The organism is Gemmatimonadota bacterium (genome assembly GCA_022560615.1).
Lineage (GTDB): Bacteria > Gemmatimonadota > Gemmatimonadetes > Longimicrobiales > Gaopeijiaceae > UBA1138.
Genome location: JADFSR010000001.1, coordinates 357095 through 376307, shown reverse-complemented (window position 1 = coordinate 376307; position 19213 = coordinate 357095). Strand labels below are relative to the sequence as shown.

16 protein-coding genes and 1 tRNA gene are annotated in these 19213 nt (G+C 64.1%); 8 read left to right on the top strand and 9 right to left on the bottom strand.

What is annotated here, in order from left to right; translation table 11 throughout:
- The first annotated feature begins 122 nt into the window (after window positions 1-122).
- On the top strand, window positions 123-809 hold the full coding sequence (arsM, locus tag IIB36_01725) for an arsenite methyltransferase (protein ID MCH7530465.1): 687 nt from the start codon (window positions 123-125) through the stop codon (window positions 807-809).
- A gap of 210 nt (window positions 810-1019) precedes the next feature.
- Here arsM and IIB36_01720 read toward each other — a convergent pair whose 3' ends face one another.
- The gene (locus tag IIB36_01720; GenBank protein ID MCH7530464.1) at window positions 1020-1691 is read right to left on the bottom strand and encodes a TetR/AcrR family transcriptional regulator; all 672 of its coding nucleotides are present in this window, start codon (window positions 1689-1691) and stop codon (window positions 1020-1022) included.
- A 220-nt stretch (window positions 1692-1911) separates the two neighbouring features.
- Here IIB36_01720 and IIB36_01715 point away from each other — a divergent pair, with 220 nt between their 5' ends.
- Together IIB36_01715 and IIB36_01710 are read left to right on the top strand one after the other, a co-directional pair.
- Entirely contained in the window at window positions 1912-2790 is an 879-nt protein-coding gene (locus IIB36_01715) for a helix-turn-helix transcriptional regulator (GenBank protein MCH7530463.1), read from the top strand.
- Between the two features lie 85 nt (window positions 2791-2875).
- Window positions 2876-6151, top strand: coding sequence for an AAA family ATPase (locus tag IIB36_01710; GenBank protein MCH7530462.1), 3276 nt, complete (start codon window positions 2876-2878; stop codon window positions 6149-6151).
- A 29-nt stretch (window positions 6152-6180) separates the two neighbouring features.
- Here the strand turns inward: IIB36_01710 and IIB36_01705 are convergent, their stop codons facing one another.
- From IIB36_01705 to IIB36_01695, 3 genes are all read right to left on the bottom strand, one after another.
- A complete protein-coding gene (locus IIB36_01705) occupies window positions 6181-7605 on the bottom strand; it encodes an HD-GYP domain-containing protein (protein ID MCH7530461.1) in 1425 nt (474 codons plus the stop codon).
- Window positions 7606-7873: 268 nt separating this feature from the next.
- Window positions 7874-8593: a hypothetical protein gene (locus tag IIB36_01700; GenBank protein ID MCH7530460.1), complete on the bottom strand. Its 720-nt coding sequence runs from the start codon at window positions 8591-8593 to the stop codon at window positions 7874-7876.
- A 367-nt stretch (window positions 8594-8960) separates the two neighbouring features.
- A complete protein-coding gene (locus IIB36_01695; GenBank protein MCH7530459.1) occupies window positions 8961-10571 on the bottom strand; it encodes an alkaline phosphatase family protein in 1611 nt (536 codons plus the stop codon).
- Window positions 10572-10845: 274 nt separating this feature from the next.
- On the opposite strand from IIB36_01695, the gene IIB36_01690 reads away from it, so the two are divergent.
- The 3 genes from IIB36_01690 to IIB36_01680 all read left to right on the top strand — a co-directional run bounded on the left by IIB36_01690 (window position 10846) and on the right by IIB36_01680 (window position 12269).
- Complete coding sequence (locus tag IIB36_01690; protein MCH7530458.1) at window positions 10846-11508, top strand: thymidine kinase; 663 nt, start codon at window positions 10846-10848, stop codon at window positions 11506-11508.
- Window positions 11509-11542: 34 nt separating this feature from the next.
- Window positions 11543-12136: a hypothetical protein gene (locus IIB36_01685; GenBank protein ID MCH7530457.1), complete on the top strand. Its 594-nt coding sequence runs from the start codon at window positions 11543-11545 to the stop codon at window positions 12134-12136.
- Window positions 12137-12196: 60 nt separating this feature from the next.
- Window positions 12197-12269: transfer RNA gene (locus tag IIB36_01680), tRNA-Asn, on the top strand.
- 99 nt (window positions 12270-12368) lie between these two features.
- On the opposite strand, the gene IIB36_01675 is transcribed toward IIB36_01680, so the two are convergent.
- The 5 genes from IIB36_01675 to IIB36_01655 form a co-directional block, all read right to left on the bottom strand.
- Window positions 12369-13334 carry a hypothetical protein gene (locus IIB36_01675; protein ID MCH7530456.1) on the bottom strand — a complete coding sequence of 322 codons (966 nt, stop codon included), beginning with the start codon at window positions 13332-13334 and terminating at the stop codon, window positions 12369-12371.
- A 23-nt stretch (window positions 13335-13357) separates the two neighbouring features.
- Window positions 13358-14773, bottom strand: a complete 1416-nt coding sequence (locus tag IIB36_01670) for a cytochrome c (GenBank protein ID MCH7530455.1) — start codon at window positions 14771-14773, stop codon at window positions 13358-13360.
- Window positions 14774-14935: 162 nt separating this feature from the next.
- Window positions 14936-15670 carry a CDP-alcohol phosphatidyltransferase family protein gene (locus tag IIB36_01665; GenBank protein ID MCH7530454.1) on the bottom strand — a complete coding sequence of 245 codons (735 nt, stop codon included), beginning with the start codon at window positions 15668-15670 and terminating at the stop codon, window positions 14936-14938.
- Window positions 15667-16641: a hypothetical protein gene (locus IIB36_01660; protein MCH7530453.1), complete on the bottom strand. Its 975-nt coding sequence runs from the start codon at window positions 16639-16641 to the stop codon at window positions 15667-15669. The genes IIB36_01665 and IIB36_01660 overlap by 4 nt, the downstream gene beginning before the upstream one ends.
- Window positions 16638-17405 (bottom strand): 1-acyl-sn-glycerol-3-phosphate acyltransferase, encoded by a 768-nt coding sequence (locus tag IIB36_01655; protein MCH7530452.1) that lies wholly within the window; start codon window positions 17403-17405, stop codon window positions 16638-16640. Before IIB36_01655 ends, IIB36_01660 begins: the two co-directional genes overlap by 4 nt.
- Window positions 17406-17510: 105 nt before the next feature.
- On the opposite strand from IIB36_01655, the gene IIB36_01650 reads away from it, so the two are divergent.
- Together IIB36_01650 and IIB36_01645 are read left to right on the top strand one after the other, a co-directional pair.
- On the top strand, window positions 17511-18188 hold the full coding sequence (locus tag IIB36_01650) for an acetoacetate decarboxylase family protein (GenBank protein ID MCH7530451.1): 678 nt from the start codon (window positions 17511-17513) through the stop codon (window positions 18186-18188).
- A gap of 5 nt (window positions 18189-18193) precedes the next feature.
- Window positions 18194-19135 carry a diacylglycerol kinase family lipid kinase gene (locus IIB36_01645; protein MCH7530450.1) on the top strand — a complete coding sequence of 314 codons (942 nt, stop codon included), beginning with the start codon at window positions 18194-18196 and terminating at the stop codon, window positions 19133-19135.
- Window positions 19136-19213 lie beyond the last annotated feature (78 nt).

Below are 19213 nucleotides of genomic sequence, written 5' to 3'. Positions count from 1 at the left end.
GCCGAGATCACGCGGTTGGTGGCGCGGCTGGGGCGGTCGTTCACGGCACGCGTACAGGCGTCGGGTGGTAGCTGCTGCGTAGTGAGCTGACGAGCGACCCCAGTGAGTCGCCCCGGATTCATTTGACGACACATGCGAACACAGACGTGAAACAGGCGTTACTGGACCGGTATGCGCGTGCGGCGGAAGGAGCCGGGTGCTGCGAGCCCTCCTGCTGCGGCCCGGAGACGACGACGAGGGCCGACGAGATCAGCCGGTCGATCGGGTACTCCGAGCACGAGCTCGCCGACCTACCCGAAGACGCGAATCTCGGGCTCGGGTGCGGGAATCCGACTGCCATCGCCTCGCTAGAGGAGGGGCAGACCGTGTTGGATCTGGGATGCGGCGCAGGCATCGACTGCTTCCTCGCCGCGACGCAGGTGGGGCCGAGGGGGAGGGTGATCGGTGTCGACATGACTCAAGAGATGATCGACAAAGCCCGTGCCAACGCATTGAGCGGGAGCTACGACAACGTCGAGTTCAGACTCGGTGAGATCGAAGCGCTTCCCCTCGCCGATGCGACGGTCGACGTGATCATCTCGAACTGCGTGCTCAACCTCAGCCCTCGCAAGGACAAGGTGCTCGCCGAGGCGTGGCGCGTACTGAAGCCCGGCGGACGGGTCGTGGTCTCGGACATGGTCTCCGACTTGCCGGTGCCAGAGGTGCTGGCCGGCAACGTGGATGCGGTCGCTGCATGCCTGCCGACCTTCCGTGATGACTACCTGCAGCAGTTCCGGGACGCCGGATTCGACGAGCTTCATCCTCAGTGACCCGGGTGTGCAGGAGTACATCGCCGAGCATCCCGGCGACATCGCGGAGCTAACCAACTTCGCAGGCTCCATCGCAGGCGCGCACTTCGAGGCGAGCAAGGCATAGGGTCTACATTCGCACCAGATACGTAATCTTCACCACCATGCAGCTCGTCAGCCTTGAGCGGCTTGGAGAGATTAAGGACTCAGGATTCTCCGCGAGCAGCTGTGCTATCCCCAGATCTCGAAGAAGTCGACGCCCTCGGAGGAGCCTGGCGGTCCGGTCGGGACCAGGTAGCCCAGCAGCAGCTCCGTCGCCTCCGTGACGAGCACCGAACGGGGCAGTGGGTCACCGCTCGTCGGATCCTCCGCGTCGACGACGCCGAGCACGGCTAGCAGCCCGAGCCGGACCGCGAGCTCCGGCCTGAGATGATCGATCTCGTCCTTCCGAGCGAGAAGCAGCTCCGAGATGCCCTCGAGAAGCTGCTCGCGGAAGGCCGTGTACGCTTCGTCGTTGCCACCCGCCGCACGGTCGAGGGCGCGTAGGTAGGTCGACCGGGAGCGCTGCGCGTCGAAGAGCAGCCCAACAGACCCAGCAGCGAGCTCTCGCAGCTCGAGAACGGACCAGTCACGGGACTCCAGGGCTTCGCTCCAACGCTCGAGCGCCTCCTGCCAAACCCGCGCAGCCAGGTAGTCGAGTAGATCACTCTTGCCCCTGAACCGGGCGTAAAAGGATCCGACCGACGAGCCCGCGCGGGCGACGACCGCCTGGACCGTGAGGCCCGCCGCGCCCTGCTCATCCAGAATGCTGAGCGAGGCGCTAACGATCCGCTCCAGCGTGCGGCGCGATCGCGTCTGTTTCGGTGGGGTGAGACTGGTCTTCTCAGTCGAAGCGGCAGCCATCGGCCTCCCACATAAAATAGAATCCTTGTTCTATATAAACGCGTGACGCGTTCTCTCGCAACATATTTCATAAATCCGAAAGATCTTGCACGTGAGGACCGTCAGTGACTGCTACCCTCTGGCTCACTCGCTCACTCCGGAGGCACTGACGGCGCACTGACGGCTCCTCCTTAGAGTCGCCGAGTCAGTTCCAAACACACCTCAGCCCCGAGCCATCACCATGTGCCCACGGTCGACTCCACCACTTCTGCTGCTCGAGTCCCCTTACAGCGCGCTCCGGCCCATCGAGGGGGGTAAGGAGCAACTCAAGACGGAGGGACGAAAGCCGGGCTCTGCTCTCATCTGGGTACTGGAGGGCGGTGCCACGGAGCCAGATCGCAACATCGTCGAGCAACGACCGGGCGGCCTGCCTCTCATCGTGATCCTACCCCGCGTGACGGACCTCGCCAACGATCCGACGATCTTCCATCTCATCGAGGCCTGCCGCCCTCACGGGATCCTACCGTTTCATGAGAGGCTCGCCGAGCGCGAGCTAGCTCAGGTGCTCAAGCGGCCCCCCGACGATCTCAGCGCCTCGGTCACCGAGTATCTGGCCTGGCGCGGAATCAAGATCGACCGAGACACGGTGCACCTCATTCGGCGGACGATCGACAAGTCCGCGGATCTTCGCTCGATCACTGCTCTCGCCAGAAGCATGTACCTGTCCCGTCGCGCCCTCGGACGCCGGTTCTTGAGTAGGGGGCTCCCTGTGCCCTCGCACTGGTTGCACCTTGGTCGGCTCTTGCGTGTGGCGATCAAACTTCAGAATAGCAGGGACAGCATCTTCTCGGTGGCGTACGAGTTCGGCTATCCAGACGGTTTCTCCGTGAGCAATCAAATGGAACGGATCATGGGTGTTCGCCCTCACGAGGCGCGCAAGCAGCTCGGGTGGGAGTGGCTCATGGAGTGCTGGTTGAGGCGCGAGGCCGAATCGGGCGGCCTAGCGCCCGATCACTCACGCGTTTCGGGCATCGAGAGCCCGCCCGCTGATGCAGGGAGGCCGGAGCGGAGGGCCAGGCGGGCTGGCGGCGCCAGAGGCAGACGCACCGCCGCCAAGTAGTTGCTCCCGCACGCTCGGGGGAGAAGATTGCCTCCCCCTCAGCATTCGAGACCGAGCTGCTAGTCGAGACGCAGATGCCCGCACCATGAGCCGAGCGCGATCTGACAAGGTGCTCACGAGGGTCGAGCTCTTCGGCGGACCCGTTGCACGCATCCGGGACGAGGAGATCACGTTCTCGCCGCACCAGATGGCTCTGGTGGCGCTTCTCTTCGGGCATCGTGACGGCCGGATCAGCCGCGCTGAAGTCATTTGGCTGATCTGGGCCGTGGACGACGGGCCAGTTCCGCGGCAAAAGCTCCGACAGCTACTCAGCGATGTGCACCACCGAATGCGGACGCGCGTAGTCGAGAACAACGCGGACCCACTGCAACCCGACGCATCGGTTACGAGCAGCGACCTGCCTGACTTCCTTCAGTCACTTTCCGACGGCCGACTTCTCGATGCCGCCGAGACGTTACAACTGGGCTTCGCGGCAAGGCTCTCACCCACGAGCGCGCCCCTCGCCGACTGGCTCGAGGCGCGTCGCTTGTCACTCGCGAACAGGCTTCGCCGAGCGGCCGCCAGCGCGTGGGATGAGGGAGTGAAGATCGACGACTGGGAGTCGGCGCACGATGCCGCTGAGGCGCTCTATCTGCTTGCGCCAAACGACGTGCCCGCCCTGGAGAAGGTGATCGAGGCACGGGCGCGCATCGGAAGGACAGCGTCCGCTGAGGCCGCGTACGCGAGTCACGTGGAGTCGCTAGCCCCGAACACAACAGGGTCCGATCGACTCAGCAGACTCATGGTTCGCGTTCGCACACTTACTGGTGCCCGCTTCTCGGTCGGACCCACCGCACCGATCGTGCCGCTCATCGGCAGGAGCACACAGTTGGCGGAGGCGTGCAGGGTGTTCCAAAGGGTGAGGAGCGGTAACCTCGATCTTCTCCTAATGAGCGGGGAGGCAGGCATCGGCAAGACACGCCTCATGGAGGAGCTTCGGACGAAGGCGATCCTAGAAGGGTTCAGGTGTCTTCACGCCCGGCCTGTCGAGTTGGAACGCAAGATCGCTCTCAATCCGATCATCGATGCGCTCTCGAGTGTCGACCTGCGGCCACATCTCCGAGCCCTTGGCGATCCCTGGAGCGCGGTGATCAGCTCCTTCCTCCCAGCTAGCTGGATCGACGGTCCGCCGGGGGAGATCCCGTACGTGCAAGACAGTAGCCTCTCCCGTCGCCTACTCGATGCGTTTTGGATGCTGTTCGATCGGCTCGCTCAGGAGAGCCCCACTCTGCTCTTCCTGGACGACATCCATTGGGCCGACCCTACAACCATCGCGCTTCTACAGTTCATGCAGAGACGCTGGGAGTCGGGGCCGTTGGGAGTCGTCGCGGCGATCCGTCCCGAGCTGGTTCGGAAGGGCGATCCTCTATCCGTACTCATCCAGGAGTCGGACGGGATCAGCGTGCGCACCGTCCACCTCTCCGAACTGGACGACTCAGACGCCCGCCGACTCGTCGACCACATCGCGGATCGTCCGCTGGACAAGGTCACCAGAGAACATCTGTGCGACCTGGCAGCGAACCATCCGTTCTACTTGACTGAGGTGACCAAGGACTTCGTCGCCGGACGACTTTCCCTGCCGGAGCGGACCCTCGAGACCATCCCCATTCCCATCTCGTTGCGCCAGATCTTCGACACACGGATTGGGAATCTCTCAGAGGGGGCTACCCGGGTGGCGGAGGTGCTCGCGGTACGGGCGCGCCCCATGAGGCTCACCGACCTCGGGGAACTCACCGAGCTCGGGCTCGATGAATGTGTCGATCGGGTTGAGGAGTTGCAGAGATCGCACTTCGTGGTAGTCGATCGCGACCGAATCAGCATCTCGCACGAGCTGTTCAGGAGTGCCCTCTACAAACACATCGGTGATGTCCGTCGGCCCTTGCTGCACGGCAGGGTCGGCACGCACATGGAGGCCCTCGACGCCTCGGAACTCCCCGGCGAGCTCGCGATCCACTTCGCCGAAGCGGGGGAGCCGGAGCGAGCGATCCACTATGCTGGGATTGCCGCCACGGAAGCTCTCGCGAGTGGGGCGGTTGTCTCGGCGGCCCACTTTTTCGAGATCGTCGTTCAGAACGAGACCGACCCTGTCCGTCGCGCATCCGCTACCGCCGACTTGGCCAAGGCACTGCACATGGATCGCCAGATGGCTCGCGCGAATCCAATGCTCGAGCTCGCGGCAACGCGTCTCCGACAGGTAGGGGACAGCCCAACCGCGCGCCGCATGGAGATCTTACGCGTTGAAGGGCTGGCCGAGAACGGCGCGACGCCTGTCTTGGATCTTATCGATCGCCTGACTCACGTGAAGGACGAGGCTAGGGTGGGCGAGGATTGGGAGGCTCTGGCCCTGGCACTGGACGTGGAGCTGCACCTGCGGCACGCACAGGGGGACGTGCCGAAGGTGAGATCCCTTCTCGATGAAATGGCTACGGTAGATGGCGTCGGGTCTCACGAAGCCGCTTGCCTCATCAACGCGAGTCTCGGCATGAGCATCCTGTTCCGGGACTCGGACGACGGCGTAGCCCGGGGAGAGAAGGCGGTGGAGATCGCTCGGAAGCACGGACTCGAGAACCATCTACTGTCGGTACAGTGCCGATTAATTGCGATTCTCCACTACTCGGCTCGACTCTACCTTCCGGCCTCCCGGAGGCTCATCGCTGAGGCACGTACGCTCGCCGAGAGAAGCGGAGATCGATTCCGGCGGTTCGCGATTGAAGGAAACGTGGCAGCATTTCAACTGGACGTCGGAGACCTCGATGAAGCAGGAGAGTCCCTGGCGCGCGCAGGCCCCCTTCTCTCCGGCGCCGACCTTCAGCGCCCATCGACGAACCATCATCTCAATCTCGCAGAACTGGCGTTGCTAAGACGCGACTTCACCGACGCGGAGTCACAGTATCGCGACCTTCGTGATGCTTTCTCTTCGGACCCCGCCCCCCACTACGCCAGTATGGTGTACGCCGGCCTCGGCATTTGCGCATTGGAGCAGGGGCGTCTGTCGGAGGCGCGACGATTCGAGGAGTTATTGGTGATACCACCGTACTGGTACTTCCAGCCCAGCCTGATCCTAAGATTCCAGGCGGCCCTGCTAACCAGAAGGGGCAGGCATCAGGCGGCGCTCGAGATCCTGCGGGAGGACCAACCGCAACTATTCCCAAGGATGCTCAACGCGTGGTTGAAGGTCAGAGTGATCGAACTGGAGCTCGCCGCCCGAATTGGGGAAAGCATTCAGTTGGAGAGGATCGAGGAGGCCCGTGAAGTCGCCCACGACCTCCGACTCCACACGAGGGCGACCTGGCTCGACCGGCTGCGCGAGCGGACCAGCTAGAGACCGAGTCGCCGTTGGCTCCGGAACTACTATCGCACCGGCAGCCGTGCGGATCGAGTCCAACGTCCGGGTTTGGGCTTCCGAGCCGCCGGACGCAGCGGCATTGTGGCGAGAAGACCGTGCTGCTCGACGACCTCAGTGGCTTCGCGACCGCGCCGCATGATATCCGCGTAGTCGCTCAAGACATTCGCGGTCATCATGGCCCTCACAACGCGGTGATCGAACTGCTTGCCGGCATGCTCATGTAGCTCTTCGCGAACGGCGGAGACAGCCAGGGCCTTCCGGTACGGGCGGTCAGAGAGCATCGCATCGACAGCATCACACGCTGCGATGATCTTGGCGCCGATAGGGATTTCATCACCCATTAGACGATCGGGGTATCCGTTGCCATCTTCGCGCTCGTGATGGTGACGGACCGTCTTGATTACCGATTCGGGGACAGATGACAGATCCCGAAGCAGGCTCACGCCCTTCGTGACGTGCGACTCGATGATCGCCCGTTCTTCATCGGACAGCGAACCCGGCTTCCTCAGAATGTCCGTGAAAACCGCCTCGATCTTGCCGATGTCGTGAAGCAGGCCCGCGTTTTCTATCTGCTCCACCACGTGTGCTTGCAACCCGAGTTCTTCGGCGACGCGGCGCGCCAGATGCGAGACGCGCAGTGAGTGGCCCGAGGTGTACGGATCCCGGGTCTCGATCGCCTTTACTAGCGCCTTCAGCAGGTCCGCGTTCGCCTCCCTGAGCCTAAACGTAGCGAGGTACGAATAACGAATGAACAGCATCGGGAGCAGCAGGACGAGGATGCCGGCTATCCCGAACTGCACGTACAGGAACGCCACCGCGAGGGCTATCGGGCTGATCAGCAGGTCGTTCAGGCTCCCGCCAGAGTGACTCAGCATCTTCGCCCAGACCTTCCTGAACGGGAGCCCCTGGCTGAGCGTGATTGCGAGAGAGACGGCCGCGTGGTTGAGGGCAAGAAAGACCAGGCCAAAGGTGATAAAAGGCCAGAGTTGGCTGGTGATGGTTACTGAGGCGCTCGGCTGGCCCTCGAGCGGGACCCCATCGAGCAACGTGAACGCCCACCCGGCCAACGTCGCCGCAAAAACGGTCTGGGCCACGTTGAACGCGCCGCGTTGCAGGCCCTTCCGTCGTACGACGAACTCGCCGAAGAGCATCGTGGTCGGTGCGAGCAGGACCCCCGCGGCGGGACCGAACAGCTGAACACTTGCCAGGAGTGGGATAAACATGATGGACGAGGCACCGCCAGCCTTAGCGCCGACACTCAGGCGAATCGCCACCGACTCAGACAGGAGGGCGATCAACATCAGACCGGCGAGCGCGGCCTGACTCGATGCGGGAAGCGTGCCTAGCGAGGACCAGCGGGTCAGCACGAGGCTTCCGACCGCGGCCGCGCACATCATCCCCACATAGATGCGGATTCCTCGGTCCTTCATAAAGGGGGGATGGCCCCCTCAAATCTACCCCGTCCCTGTTACCAGCTTACAACGCCGTTCCCGAGTAGGGACAGCACACTTCCGAAAAAGTCGAACAGAGAGCTAAACATAGCGCAACCTCCTTATGAATCGGTGTCGGCATCCCGAATTCCGCTGTGGGAGCCGCATGCGCTTCGCTCACCGCTCTTCTTCGCTCAGGGGCACACTCGAGGGGGCTCTCCTTCTCCTTGTCCTGGGGGGTTATTTACAGGGCCCGCGGGCCTCGCTTCTAGAGTTTTCCTCGGACCCAACGGTCCGTGGCTTGCAGCGCTGACAGGATTGTTGCGCGGTCCGTGGTTTCGCTCACGACGGTTGCGCCCGCGAGCGACGCCACGTCGCGTCCCGAGATCGCGTGTACGGCGACCAGTACGAACTTTTGGTCGAAAGCGTTGACCACCGTCACTCCGTCCACCGCGAGGGCGACGGCCTGTCTGTCCTCCCCCATCCCTTTCTCGTGGGCGGCAGACACCGCTGCGAGCGTCGCTGCCGCTATAGCCTCGAGTCTCGCGCGGGGTAGATCGGCGGCAGTGGCTTCACCGGCGTAGCGATCACCCTGCCATTCGATCTCCACCCGATGCCGCACTCGGTGTGAGCGCTCCGTCTCCATGTGATGGCTGAAAAAGAGCAGGCGCCCCTCACGAACGGACGGATCGGGAAGGAGCATGACCGTGGGTTCAGGCTCCGCGCGCTCGGGTGGCCGCCCCTTCGTCTGCGCGACCGAGATCTTCCGGTGATCGACCTCGATATCCAGGTGGGCGAGTAGGGCGGACTCCACGTTGCGCACGGTCTGTTTTGGCTTCAGCTCGTCAGTGGTCAGGACGTGGATCTCCTCCACCTCGCCACCCGGACGCGCAACGACTCGAGCCGACACGATGCTCTTGAGCGACAAGAGCAACCCCTCGGCCTCCTCTATCGTCCAGCCAACCCGTCCTTCTTCCCGCGCGTCCATCGTGTCTCCCTCGGTTCGACGCCTGACTACAAGTCCAGCTTCCTCTGTCGTGGGGGGGGGAGAGCCTGCGGAGACCTGTCTCGTCGCCGGTCGACCTTCCCACCATCCGCTTGTTAACTGCGGACGCGCGGGAGGCGGCGCGTCGTCGTTCCCGTCGAAGAACCTGGAGACCGGCGCCATCAAGGCTCCGGACTCCGGGGTCCACTCCCGGAACGCACAGGTTCATATGTTTACAGCGTGACACATACGTATACGGGTCGCGTCTGAATCTGTCAAGATTCAAGTGACAGCAACAGGTACGCCCTCCCGCCATATGACGGGAGAGCGTACCAAATTGAAAGGACTTTTAGGAAAAATGTGTGCTGGGTTATCTTCTGTAGATCGCGCGTCCGTCCAGGTCGTACGGAGCGTCGATGCCTGCCAACGCAGCGAGCGTTGGGGCCATGTCGACGGTGTAGGCGGGCGCATCCGATGATCCTGCTTCGACGCCCGCGCCGAGCAGGATGAACGGCACGTGCCGGTCGTACCAATACGGCGTTCCGTGTGTGGTGCCCGTCCGGAAGTGCACTAGATCGCCCTCCCGGTAACGGATCTCTACGCCGTACGGCGAGAGCGTATTGTGCGCACGACCCGGGTAGTGCGAGTTCCGGAAGAGCACGGCGAACGAGTCGGCGGGCTCGCCCCGCGTCAGCTCGAAGTGCGTGTACGCCTTTTCAACAGTCCCCTCGGCCTCGAGGCTTCTGGCCAGTCGCTCAGCGATCTCCTCGGGCAGGCCCCCCCTGCCGGACGCGGTCCTGAGCGACGCTGAGAGCCTCTGCGTCTCATCCTGCCTCCGGATCCGTACTACCCTCCTATCGCCGCTCTCCCGCTCATACTCGGGCATGGTCACGACGCCGTGATCGGACGAAAGGCCCACGACCCACTCCCCGTCGCCTACCTCCTCGTCCAGGTATTCGAGGAATTCCCCGAGGATACGGTCCACGTGCACGAGGTTCACGAGTTGCTCCTGGCTGAACGGCCCGTGGTCATGGCCGACGTAGTCCGTCGCCGAAAGGGAGATCGCGAGGTAGTCGACCTGATCACGCTGCCCGAGATCGAACTCCTCGATCGCGGCCTCCGCCAGCGCGATCACCGCAGCGTCGGCTGGGGCGTGCCTGACGGCCCACTGGTTGTGCGCCTGGAGGCCCGTCGTCACGGCCTCGTCCGAGCTCCGGTGCGGGAACGTCGAGCCTCCTCGGCCCGCGTTCGCCCCCTCGTAGGACGCGCTGTCGGAGCGAGCCAGGGACCGGAACCGCTCCGGTACTCCGTTCTCCCACACGAGGTCGCCCACGATCCTGGGCATGACCCGTTCGTTGAAGCGGGTCAACCAACGGGGGTAGCGGTTGGCGTAGTGCGTCGACGTAATGAAGCGGGCCAACCGGGGCAGGAGCCAGTACACGTTCGAGTCGGTCTTGCCAGCCAGCGGAATCGCGGCGCGGTCTTTCGACGAGATCGACATCGTCCGGGCATCGCCGTCCGCAGCGCGCACCCAATCAGCCAAACCGGTGCGCAGCAGGTTTTTCGGCGAGCGACCGGGGAGTGCTTCCTCGCTCTCGAATCCGAGGATCGGGCTGTCGAGATCCTCGACGGCGTAGACACTCTGCCAGCTCTCGCCGGCCCGCAGGAACCAGTCGTTCGCGACGATGCCCGAGCGTGAAGGAAAGACTCCCGTCGAGAGCGTCGCGTGTCCCGGCGCTGTATGCGTGCGCGCATGCGCATGCGATGCGTTGGTGAAGCTGTATCCCTCGTCGAGAAACCTCCGAAAGCCGCCCGAGAACGCCTCCTCGTAGTGACCGATCATATCCCCACGGAGCTGATCAACGACGATCATGACGACGAGCGACGGCGCGGCGGTGTCTTGGCCCGAGGCACCCGACACCCCGAGCAGCGCGCCGGCCATGAGCGCGACGCTGCCGTGGCGATGGAGGCGGATCTTCATACCTGGACCTTCTTGGGAGCGGAGTGTGATTCTGCTTTGAGGTCGGAGGGGCCGCCCAGCATCCGGCGGGTAGACAACCCGGAAGGCGTCCGACTAAACTAGCCATATCGATTCACCCTGCCACGGTGCGCATCGATCCATGAAACGTCCCCGCCTTCCCCTGTTACCCCGCGCGCTCGGGGCGCTGTCTCTCGACCTGTACACCTCGGCCGGCATCGGAGTCGCGGTGGCCAGCATCGTCGCGATCGTCATCCTCGTCGGCAATTAGCGCGCCGTGCACCACGGCGCACAGGATGGTTGGGTCGAAGTCGTCTCAGGCGTGATGTTCAGCGGGAAGTCCGAAGAGCTGCTCAGACGTGTGCGCCGGGCCCTGATCGCGAAGCGGCAGGTCCAGCTCTTCAAGTCCCACCTGGACGACCGCTACGGGGGTGTGTTCCGGATCACCTCTCACGACGGCTCCGAGCTGGATGCGCACCCAGTGACCTCTTCGGTCCAGATCGCCGAGAAGGTTCGAGACGACGTCGAGGTCGTCGCGATCGACGAGGCCCAGTTTCTCGACGACGGCATCGTGGGCGTGGTCAACGATATCGCCGATCGAGGTGTTCGTGTCATCGTGGCGGGCACGGACATGGACTTTCGCGGCGAGCCCTTCGGCCCGATCCCGCGGCTACTGGCGATCGCCGAGCGGATCGACAAGCTGCACGCGATCTGCGTCGTGTGCGGTGACTTGGCGACTCGGAACCAACGCCTCATCGATGGTGAGCCCGCGCCCGCCGAAGGGCCGACGATCCATGTGGGTGGCTCCGAGAGCTACGAGGCCCGATGCCGGAAGTGCCACGACGTGCCGCTGCGGACGCGGCATCAAACTGAGCTGGAGATGGGCGGCGTAGGGACTCCCGTCCCAAGTCCCCATCCCGGCGCCCCGATCTCCGGGTGATCGTCCGGTCGTACCTTCTCGACCAGGACGGTTCATGGCTTCACCTCTGCTCGGTATCACGCCCCAGCCGGCTGCGCTGTTAGACGAACGTACACGGCCGGATTTCCGGGACGCCTTCGGAGCGCTGGCAAGCCAATCGACCGGCATCGCAACCGCGGTCACCCGCGTCCGCCTCAGCACCATGGACCTCACGGAATCAGAGTTGGAAGGCGTCGAGCGGTTCCGCGTGCTCGTCGCCGAAATGAACGCGATCCAGCTCACCGCCGAAGCCCGCGGCCTCACCAACGACCCGGCGCGCGCGCCCCGGCTCGCGTTTCTTCAGCGCATGCTCGAGTCCGGCCGGCTGGAGGTGCGCGCGGCGCCACTGGCGGGCTGGTCGCCCGACTTCACGGTCTTCTCCAACGCGGCCGGACCGTCCGCGGTGCTCACGGGATTCCACTGGTTCGAGCGCCCGTACCCGCATCGCGGTCCGGCGCTCTCCTCCCTCCATTTCGCCGAAGCCGCACGGGTCGCGGGCCGCAGACACGCGGAGCTCTGGGAGACGGCGCACGACATTGGGCCGGTGGTCTGGAGCATCCTCTCAAAGTCCCACCCGCGTCGGACCTCCGTCGCTGCCGAGCCCGGTTGACACCCCCGCGCAGTCGATCTCTATTTTCCTTCCGCTCCGTACGACAGTCTACGGTGCCGATCCGGCGTAGCTCAGTTGGTAGAGCAGCTGGCTGTTAACCAGCGGGTCACAGGTTCGAGTCCTGTCGCCGGAGTTGAAGCGGCCCCGGGAGCCCCGATGTAGCCAGGGTTCCGGGGCCGTGCTTCGTTCGCCAGAGGTGGGCGTTGAGGGGCCGGTCCTTCGGCCTGAGTCGCTACTGAGGCTGGCTCACAGGTGCGACGATGATGGTCACGTCCTTGTCGTCATAGAGCGCTCCGTCGTCCGCCCGCCCCCGAAGCACGTACGTCCCGGGTCGGTCGAAGGAGACCTTGACCTCCCACCGACCATCCTCGGGGATCGCTGGCGCGCTCCACAGCGGTGCCCATGGAGAGTTCGCGCCGAAGCGGGTGTCCTCCCACGTTTTCACCTGAAGAGGTTCGAACGACACCTCGCCTTCACCCCGAAAGACGAACCACGACAGGTGCAGCCCCACCCTCTTGTTCACGGTGATGCGGACGGGAGGGTTCAATTGCCGGGCACTCAACTCCGGCGGGCCCTCTCGGGGTGACGCCGCTGCCGCCGTCGCCCTAGCCTTTTGGCGCCGAATCGCATCCTCCATGCTGTCATCGACGATCGTTGCCACCAGCGTCACCATTTCGCCGACGCCCACCCTGCGCACGCTCTCTCCCTCGACGGTGAGGACCGGCGGCGTGTTGGCTCTGATCTCGGCGTTGCTGGCGCCGATACCGAGAGCCCCGGTTTCGGAAGCGATCACGATGTTGTCGAGCTTGTAGTCCAAGCGGAGCGATGCGTACGCGTGCTCGGTTTTTCCCTGCGTCGTCAACGCCCAGTCCAGCTCCTGGTCACCGAAGTCCGCAGGCACGCGGACCATGAAGGTGAACCGGTTCCGGCGCGGCAGAAAGTGCGTCACCTGTCCTTGATCCGCGGGTCCGGGCGAGATGTTGTTCTCGGGTCCCACGGGTACGTCGAGCTCTTCCTGCCAGTTCCGGTTGATGTACCCGAATACGAGGCTGAACGAACCGTCGTCGTTCGCAATCCAACCCTCGTACGCCGGAGAGACGTTTTGGCCCCTCTGGTACCCGAGCTGGGCCTGTGTCGGTTGGCTCGTGAGCAGCAGCGCCAACGCAACAGACGCGATCAGGCTGACTGGGGCCCTCACAGGGGACCGAGGACGACCTTCACTCATCGAGAAGGCTGGGGAATCACGAGACACAGCGGGCAACCGATGACGTGATCGTTGATGGTCAGCTTGAGCCTCTCCCTCCGGTCCGCCATTTCCTGTTGGAACTGCTCGTCATTCATCGACAAACGCATTCCCAAGTCGATGAACATGTTCGCTACCGAGCGGTTGCCCGCGCCCTGCCAGTTCCTGGCGTCGGGGATATTCCGGTTCTGATCGGTGTTGTCCATGTACCCGATGATGTGCAGGATCGTCCCCTTCGGCAGCAAGGGTTGGTAGTCGTCTTCGAAGGTGTAGCCCCGGACCCAGTTGTGGTCGTAACCAACGCAGGACAGCGTCTCGACGTTGAAGCCCCAGATCGCCTCCAGGCACATCCGGTCCCCCGGCGCGTGCAGGTGTGGCTCGAACGTGACGATCTTCGTGTGCCGCTGGAGCACGGTGTACGCGTGCAGCTCCTGGTCCTTCTCGCCGGCCTTGATGTCGATGTCCGAGCCGCTGCCGAGGAAGAAGTTGGCCGACCGGTACTTCGGCTCGTAGTCCTTCGGATGGAACCTGAAGCCAACCTCGAGATGAGCTCGTGTATCGGTCCCGTTCGAATGCACGTGGGTCGAGTTCGAAACGAGGCTCGAGCCCGCCTTGAGGAGCCGTGCCCCTTCGGGGTCGAAGATGTCGGCGTTGCGACCGACCTCGTGCACCGGCCAGGTGACCCCGCGCGCGGTGGGATCGTCGAGAACCCGTGTGCTGTAAACCATGTGGTGGAAGACGTATAGGCCGCCGACCGTCTCGCGGTCGCTCGGGCTATTCTCACCGACGTCATTGATTTCCCTGACCTCGACCGAGGCCACATACCGGTCTTCGGTGAGCCCGGTCGGAACGCTTTGGATGTCGCCCCACCAGTCGGGCGCGTCGCTTTTGACGAGGAACTCTTCCGTCGAGACGATCAGGTCTGGCTCACCCAGGGTCCAACCGACGGCGTCGTCGAACACCAACGGAGCCGGCATGTCGGCCGGATCCCCCATTGGCGTGCCGCTGCGAGCCCAGGACGCGATCGCCGCGATCTCTTCGGTGCTCAACGACGGATCGTCCTTGAAGTGTTGGATGCCGATGTCCTTCTCGACATACCACGGCGGCATCGCGCCCATCCGGTCGCGGATGCCTGTCCGCCGCATGATCCGCATCGCGTGCGGCTGCACGTCCTCGTACTCGACGAGCGACATAGGCGCCACCCCACCGGGTCGGTGACAGCGTACGCAGCTCCGCTGCAGGATCGGCGCGATGTCCCGCGTGAACGTCACCTGACTCATCTCGGCAGCGCCTTGCTGCGCTTCGGCGCGCGCGGGTGACGTGAACGTAAGGATCGCGACGACCGGAAGAGCCAACCCGATCGCCGACAGCCATGGGGCCTTTATAGAGCGCATTCGTACAACCTCCTTCCAGACGACGATCACGAAGACTACAGAGGCGTGCTCATTCCAGTCAAACCCCATATTACCCCGGAGAACACCACAGCGGATCTGCTCAAGGGCCTCAAATGACCAGGGCGCCGCGGCTTGCCGCCTAAGTGTTAGTCCGACCGCGTGTTACGACAGTCTCTGTGCGATCCACGCAGTCCTGTAGATGGCCGTGCCCAGAGTGCCGATCGCGACGAGGCCCAGGACCCCGATCAGCAGCGTGCCGGAGTCCCACCCCATCAACAGCGTCACCGTGGGGTCGAACAGCGCGGCGAATCCGACGAGGAGCAGCCGTTCCGCTCTCTGCATGATGCCCACTTTGCACAGGACGCCCGCGCTCTCCCCGCGCGCCCGCGCATAACTGACCAGCAGGGAGCCTCCTAGAGCCGACACGACCAGCGTCAGCGCCAGGGCCGACTCCCGGAAGAGCACGGCCAGTCCGACGAAGGCGCCGACTTCGGCAAAGCGATCGAGAGTGGAATCGAGGAAGGCTCCGCGTTCGTTCGCCATGTCACGCGCCCGCGCGATGCGTCCGTCGAACACATCTGCCGCCCCCCCGAGCAGCACGCCCCAACCGCCGAGGGTCACGTGACCCGTCGCGAACGCGACGCCGGCCCCGATCCCGAACGCGACGCCGAGCAGGTTGAAGAACGCGGGGGAGATCTTCAGCGCGAGGGAAAACCGCACCAGGGGCCCGATGAACCAATAGAACCAGCTGCGCACGAAGCCCCCGAGCACGAAGCCGCCGCGATCAACCACCTCGTGCGGATCCGCGGTGGCGCGGGCGGTGCTCATCGCGTACACGGGCATCGTGGCGAGAGCGAGCCCGAGCACACCGAGCAGGACGGTGAGGTCCGGGGTCACCGGGAGAGCTCTTTGGGCGGTCGAGTCAACAACACCTTGATGGCCCGCGGCCACAGGAAGATGAGTGGAAGTCGTCTCTCCAGCCGGGTGAGCTCGATGCGCTCACCGCGATGCCGTTCCACCTTGCGGACGACGTACGGGAGCCAGTTTGCGAAGGTCGCCATGTGCTTGAACCACCTGGCAGTTGCTCGGACTTTCGACTTCCGAAAGTGCCGACGCCACTTCCGCCGCAACGCCGCGGACGCTGGCCGCGCCAACTCGTACGTAGTGAGCGCCCCGCCGTGGCCCCCCTCGGCGTCGATGCGCTCGACGAGCACGCCCTGCTCCACGCCGCGTGCCAGCACAGGGCCGAAGTGCTCTCGAAAGTAACCGGCCTGGCCTTCGAAGATCCGCGCCGCGCGCTGTCTGGACTCGGGCCGTAGTTCGCCCCGATAGCACACTTCCAGCATGCGTCGGCCCAGTCCTTCCGCATCGACGGGACCGTCGAGGTACGGCTCCATCCATTCCAGAACCCTGTCACGGGCTGAAGCCAACAGCTGCTCGACCCATTCGGCGGCGTTTGGGGTCGCGCTGTAGAGCGGACCGACTTTTTGAACCAGTCGGCCGAGCAGGAAGTGGTCCGGGGGGTTCGGCCCCAACCCCCGCTCCAGATGGGCGCGGCTCACGATGATGCACTTCGCGATGCCGTCGCGGGCGTCCTCGGGGGCGAAGGCGATGGCGTTCGGCGGCAGGAACCCGGCCATCATCGAAAGCAGCCACGTGGGCCGGTGCAGTTCACCGGCGGCATTGAGGGCGGCGTAAAACGGCCGGTATTCGTCGACGATCACCACGAAATCGACAGCGCTGTGCCGGTCTGGATTCGCGCCCAACATGTGCGACCCATACAGCAGGATCGACCTGATGGAGCCGGCGCTAATCCCGACGAGGGCTTCGGCCAGCTCGCTGGCCGCCGAGGCTGACGCGTCCTTCACGCCACCTGAGCCCCCCGCATCTCGGCGAGATGATCGACCATCAACTGTCGGATCTCGTCGGTGAACGCCTCGTGATCGCCCTTCGGATCGGACCATTCGAGCTCGCCCACTAGATCGATCCGCCCCTCGAGTTGGGCCATGCCACCTAAGAAATCGGAGAGCTTGGGATGTCCCGAATACCCGTCCACGACGAAGACGTACACCCGCCAGGGACGAGACCTCAGGATCAACCGTAGACCGGTGGTCATGAACGGACCGATCTCGCCGTCCTTGGTCCGAGTCCCCTCCGGGAAGATCATCACCGGCACCTCCGACGTACGTGCCGCTTCCTGGAGTTCTCTCAACATGCGGCGGGTCTGACCCGCCGTTGCCCCGGGGTCCACCAGCGGGAATTGATATAGCTTGAGCACATGCGAGACTAGAGGGATCCACCGCGCATAGCGGCGGCGGGTCACAATGCGAGGATATCCGTTTTCGACGCACCTCACCACCAGCGGGATGTCGATGAGCGACTGGTGGTTCATCAGGATCAGAACCCCCGGCCCGGAGGGCACTTTGGCCGGCTCGGGGATCGAAGCCCCACCGATCCAGGACAACGGCGCCATTACCATCCAAGTGAGCCAATTGGCCCAGGCAATGAGAACGCGGTCGCGACTCGAGGGGAAAAGCCAAACCCAAGGAACGATCAAGAAACGCTGGACCGGATCGCAGAGCAGGATGCCCCCGCAAACGACGGTGATGGCGAGGTAGCCGCGGAGCTTCAAACGAGACGCCTCTGGGAGCGCAGGACAAAGGACGATGCGCACGGACGTGCGGTGGACGGCGAAGGCTAACCGGTCGCGCCAACCAGCATCAAGACGAGCATCCACGTGAGCGACATGGACTACACCTACTACGGCTTCCGAAACTGCGTCGGAGCCTTCTTCGAGATGTCCACATCGGACGCTCGCAAGCTGCTGCCATCCCACCTCGAGCCGCTGGAGATGCAGCACGAACGGAGTATCCTCGCGCTCACCTGCTTCGAGTTCACGGAGAGCGAGGTGGGGCATTACTTCGAGATCGTTCTCGCGGTTATCGTGCCGCCGATGGTGGAGCCCGGCAAGCCGCTGCCGAAGGCTGCGTTCTTCCCGTTCTGCGTAGGGACCTCGTCGGAGGCATCCCGTTTGCACGCGATCGAGCGCTGGCATCTGCCGCACTACATGTCGGACCTCGACATCACGATGACCGAGTCCGCCGATGAGATGGAGGTCACGGTCCGGGACGGCGACACCCCCGTACTCGATTTCACCGTCACCAGGCACGAGTACGCGCCGACCAAGAACCTCTACAACGCGTTCACGGTGGAGGACGGCGCCGGCGGGAAGTTCAAGGCGAACATCTACATGGAGGCGCCGCACTCAGAGCACGAGGAAGAGAATGGTTCGCTCACGCTCCACGAGCACACGATGACCGAGGGGCTCACGATCGACGACGTGAACACGTACCCGTTCCGTGAGCAGTGGTATCAAGCAGGCATGCAGACCTTCGAGCCCCTGATCGAACTCTGAGCGCCGTGCCGCGTCACTTCGTCATCTTCAATCCGGCCTCGGGCCGAGGGCGCGGCAAGCGGCGCATCGAAGTCTACCGGCAGTTGCTCGCCGAACAACTCGACGACGTCACCTTCGCCGAGTCCGCAGAGCCGGGTGGAGAGCTCGCGCTCGCCGAAGAGGCCGCAGCGGACGGATACGATGTCGTCGTGGCGGTTGGTGGCGACGGCACGTGGAGCAATGTGGCGGACCGGATCCTCGCGAGCGGACGCGACGATCTCACGCTCGGGATCTTGCCGAACGGTACGGGGAACGACTTCGGCCGGAGTCTCGGCATGGACCCGTCCGACGCGGCGGAGGCGGTCAAAGTCCTCGCAGCCGCGAACACCAAGCTCGTCGACGTCGGGCGCGTCGAGACCGACAGCGCCTCGGAACACGCGCCCGAACAGTGGGGGAGGCGCTACTTCCTGAACCTGATCGGATTCGGCTTCGACATCGCGGTGATCGACGCGGCCGCCGGCGCTCGTTTTCTCAAGGGTGAGCTGCTCTACAAGATCACCGCGCTGCAGCAACTCTTTCGCTTCCCGGGCCTCGATCTGCGGCTGAAGAGCGAGGGCGGTGAAGAGCGCGACGGGCGGTACCTCATGCTCACCGTATCGAACGGACCGTTCTTCGGAGGCGGCTTCCCCATCGCACCGGAGGCGACCGTGCAAGACGGAAAGCTGCATGCGTGTCAGATCCTCGACGCACCTCCGCTTGCGCGCCTCAGGCTCTTCAACCTGGCCGAGCGCGGTCGACATGTGACCTCGGATCGTGTAGAGGTGCTCGCCGACAGCGGTTTCCGCATGGAGTTCCCCACCCCGCCGCGCTTCGAGGTAGACGGCGACGTGCGCCGATCCGCCGGGCACACGGTTGAGGCGCGCATCCTGCCTGCTGCTCTGAAGGTGATCGCGCCGAAGTCGACGTGAAGGTTGCCGCCTGGAAGCGAGTTGAACTTCGTAATACAAAGTACTTGCTCGTGCGCGGACTGACCCCCATGGTGCGTT

Coding starts and splice junctions, on each gene's coding strand:
- IIB36_01720 (MCH7530464.1), bottom strand. CDS start 1,691: ATGGCTGCCGCTTCGACTGAGAAGACCAGTCTCACCCCACCGAAACAG.
- IIB36_01715 (MCH7530463.1), top strand. CDS start 1,912: ATGTGCCCACGGTCGACTCCACCACTTCTGCTGCTCGAGTCCCCTTAC.
- IIB36_01710 (MCH7530462.1), top strand. CDS start 2,876: ATGAGCCGAGCGCGATCTGACAAGGTGCTCACGAGGGTCGAGCTCTTC.
- IIB36_01705 (MCH7530461.1), bottom strand. CDS start 7,605: ATGAAGGACCGAGGAATCCGCATCTATGTGGGGATGATGTGCGCGGCC.
- IIB36_01700 (MCH7530460.1), bottom strand. CDS start 8,593: ATGGACGCGCGGGAAGAAGGACGGGTTGGCTGGACGATAGAGGAGGCC.
- IIB36_01695 (MCH7530459.1), bottom strand. CDS start 10,571: ATGAAGATCCGCCTCCATCGCCACGGCAGCGTCGCGCTCATGGCCGGC.
- IIB36_01685 (MCH7530457.1), top strand. CDS start 11,543: ATGGCTTCACCTCTGCTCGGTATCACGCCCCAGCCGGCTGCGCTGTTA.
- IIB36_01670 (MCH7530455.1), bottom strand. CDS start 14,773: ATGCGCTCTATAAAGGCCCCATGGCTGTCGGCGATCGGGTTGGCTCTT.